We start from the raw sequence: 1,517 nt of genomic DNA, 5'->3' as shown, positions 1-1,517 counted from the left end.
AAATGATTCTCTCCAGTGGCTTACAGTTTCTGTGCCATTGTCACGACTGAAGTCCCTATATTTTTTTGCTGAAAAGCCACCCTGCTCATTAATACTTCGGGTTGTGAACATGATGTGTGCATGGTAGTTGCGTTCATCACTTCCACTGTCTGTATGAGGTGCATGAATAGCAGCATCAACGATGACACCGTATTTTTTAACGAGGTTTCGGCAAAGTTCATTGAGCATATTTTCACGCTGTTCAGCGTTTAACTCACTGGGAAATGCAATCTCAAACTCTCTTGCAAGTAATGCATCTTTTCTACGTTCAACCTTTTCGACTTCATTCCAAAGTGTTTGGCGCTTGAGTAACTCAGTATTTGTATTTTCAGGTGCATAGATTTTTGTAAATTCGACACCAGTTTTTCTTGTGTAGTCTTGTTCTTTTCCATAAAAATCGCATACCAATTTTTCACTTGAACGATATGCAGCACAAGCAACGGCCGATCGTCCATTACCTCTACTAATCGTTTTAACTGAAAAATGATATATCGCCATTTTGCTTTTGCTCTTTATTTCGATTTATCGAAATTACCAACATGTATATGTTGGTCAGGGGATTACAAAGGGGATTTACCCCTTGTCGCACCATTGGATGAAATCCAATGGCTAAGTGCGCCCTTCGGGAAAACCACGATAGCATGGGCTGTCTTGAATTTCAATTCAAACAGACCTATGCTTGAGGGGGATTCCTTGAGATGGTGATGGTATGAGTGTTGAAACTTTAGAGCAAAAAATTGCAAAGCAAGAAGAACGATTAAGACAACTAAAAGCACAAAAACAAGCTATTGCTGCTCGTGAAAAAAAGAAAAATTCTGATCGACAAAGAAAAGATGATACTAGACGTAAAATTCTACTGGGGGCTTGGGTTCTAAACAAACTGAAAAATGATGAATCTTTTAAGGGTCAACTAACCGATTTTGAAAAGTTTTTAAGCACGGAAAGTAAGACTGAAGAAAATAGGCAGAAAGATAAAGATCTTTTTAATGGCGTTATATGGAATAACACCTAAATTTCGCATATGAGATTTTGTATTAAATAAAAAAACAATCCCCTAAAAATAGGGGATCTTGTTAGTAATGGAATCGACATTGAATTATAGAGATTCGTTCATCTGTCACTTCATAAACTAATCTATGCTTTTCATCAATCCTACGACTCCAAAATCCTGAAAGATTAGCTTTTAAAGGTTCTGGTTTTCCTGTTCCTTCAAAAGGTGTTCGCTGACATTCTTTGATTAAGGTATTAATACGCTTAAGTATCTTTTTATCCTGTGTCTGCCAATAGATATATTCATCCCAGGCATTATCAGTCCATTCGACGTTACGATTCGTCATCCTCAATCAACTCTCTGTGTTTTGTTTTCCCTGCACGTAATTGAGCAATTGATTCATTTAAACGACTTGCATTATTTGGAGATGAAAGGAGATATAACGTTTCCATTAAGCTATCGTAATGATCTTGTCCCATTACTACAG

Annotated in this window: 4 protein-coding genes; 1 reads left to right on the top strand and 3 read right to left on the bottom strand. The window is 37.1% G+C overall.

Annotated features, from left to right (window positions below; all coding sequences use genetic code 11):
* A partial coding sequence (mobQ, locus tag I593_RS03905; protein ID WP_016166261.1) for a MobQ family relaxase occupies nt 1-537 on the bottom strand: 537 nt, incomplete at its 3' end.
* A 211-nt stretch (nt 538-748) separates the two neighbouring features.
* Here mobQ and I593_RS03900 point away from each other — a divergent pair.
* Entirely contained in the window at nt 749-1,051 is a 303-nt protein-coding gene (locus I593_RS03900; RefSeq protein ID WP_000110201.1) for a hypothetical protein, read from the top strand.
* Between the two features lie 61 nt (nt 1,052-1,112).
* On the opposite strand, the gene I593_RS03895 is transcribed toward I593_RS03900, so the two are convergent.
* Nucleotides 1,113-1,376, bottom strand: a complete 264-nt coding sequence (locus I593_RS03895) for a Txe/YoeB family addiction module toxin (protein ID WP_000184943.1) — start codon at nt 1,374-1,376, stop codon at nt 1,113-1,115.
* Nucleotides 1,363-1,517: type II toxin-antitoxin system Phd/YefM family antitoxin (locus I593_RS20790; RefSeq protein ID WP_016166260.1), on the bottom strand; the 155-nt coding region annotated here is incomplete at its 5' end. The genes I593_RS03895 and I593_RS20790, both read right to left, overlap by 14 nt.

The sequence above is a fragment of the Acinetobacter tandoii DSM 14970 = CIP 107469 genome (genome assembly GCF_000400735.1).
Taxonomy (GTDB): domain Bacteria; phylum Pseudomonadota; class Gammaproteobacteria; order Pseudomonadales; family Moraxellaceae; genus Acinetobacter; species Acinetobacter tandoii.
The sequence above is the reverse complement of the archived record's forward strand: the minus strand, read 5'-3'. Positions and strand labels throughout refer to the sequence as shown.

What these genes read in the sequence shown, in the direction of transcription:
- I593_RS03900 (WP_000110201.1), top strand. Translation starts at nt 749, where the DNA reads ATGAGTGTTGAAACTTTAGAGCAAAAAATTGCAAAGCAAGAAGAACGA.
- I593_RS03895 (WP_000184943.1), bottom strand. Translation starts at nt 1,376, where the DNA reads ATGACGAATCGTAACGTCGAATGGACTGATAATGCCTGGGATGAATAT.